The sequence below is a fragment of the Acidithrix ferrooxidans genome, assembly GCF_000949295.1.
GTDB lineage: Bacteria > Actinomycetota > Acidimicrobiia > Acidimicrobiales > Acidimicrobiaceae > Acidithrix > Acidithrix ferrooxidans.
Genome location: NZ_JXYS01000179.1, coordinates 1 through 727 on the forward strand (window position 1 = coordinate 1; position 727 = coordinate 727).

Annotated in this window: 1 protein-coding gene; it reads left to right on the top strand. The window is 46.8% G+C overall.

Annotation, left to right across the window (positions count from 1 at the left end; translation table 11 throughout):
- On the top strand, window positions 1-205 hold a 205-nt coding region (locus tag AXFE_RS20285; protein ID WP_160291946.1), incomplete at its 5' end, for a hypothetical protein.
- Window positions 206-727 lie beyond the last annotated feature (522 nt).

Genomic DNA, 727 nt, shown 5'->3' on the forward strand with positions numbered 1-727 from the left:
CAACAGCCAACTCAAGGTACCTGTTGTAGGTAAGAAACAGCCGCTAAAGCCAATCACTGTATATGAGTGTGATATCTGCGGGGAGCGAGCCCTCGGGGAGCAACGCTGCGACGAATGTCAGAAATTCATGCGTCGTGTTGGCTTTGGAGGACTGTGTCCTCATTGTGATGGCGCAGTTGCCTATGACGAGCTAACCGTTGGTTAAGCGAATCCAACAAACTAAAGATCAGGCCATCTTTAGTGAGCGGTGGACGCCTGCACGCTTGCCTCGCAAATAATCTGACACATGTGAATAAGCGCTTCGCGTTTACACGCAGGTGCCAGATCTCGACCACAGGGCCCACCGCTATCGCTACTACCGATAAACAAATAATAAAAAGAAGGGTAACTGGTTCCGAAACTACCCATTGGGACCAGTTACCCTTCGTGCTACTCCTGGCTTAGAGTTGTCCGTAATCCTCAGAAAAGCGAAAGACAACTTTCTAATCCAACAACGAGAGGACTATGGACAAATAAATATCAAAAAGACGAGCCATTTAGGCATTAATTAAGGGACCTTCTAGCCTGACATCTACCAGGATTGAGGTAACTTAGAAATAGGTTAAAGGGATCAGGAAAGTCTGGTCCAAAGACTTCGGTACAGTGGTCCAAAGATACTGGTGCTGTGGTCCAAAGATTCTACCAATAGTGGTCCAGAGAATCGGAATAGTCACTTGATATCTAGATC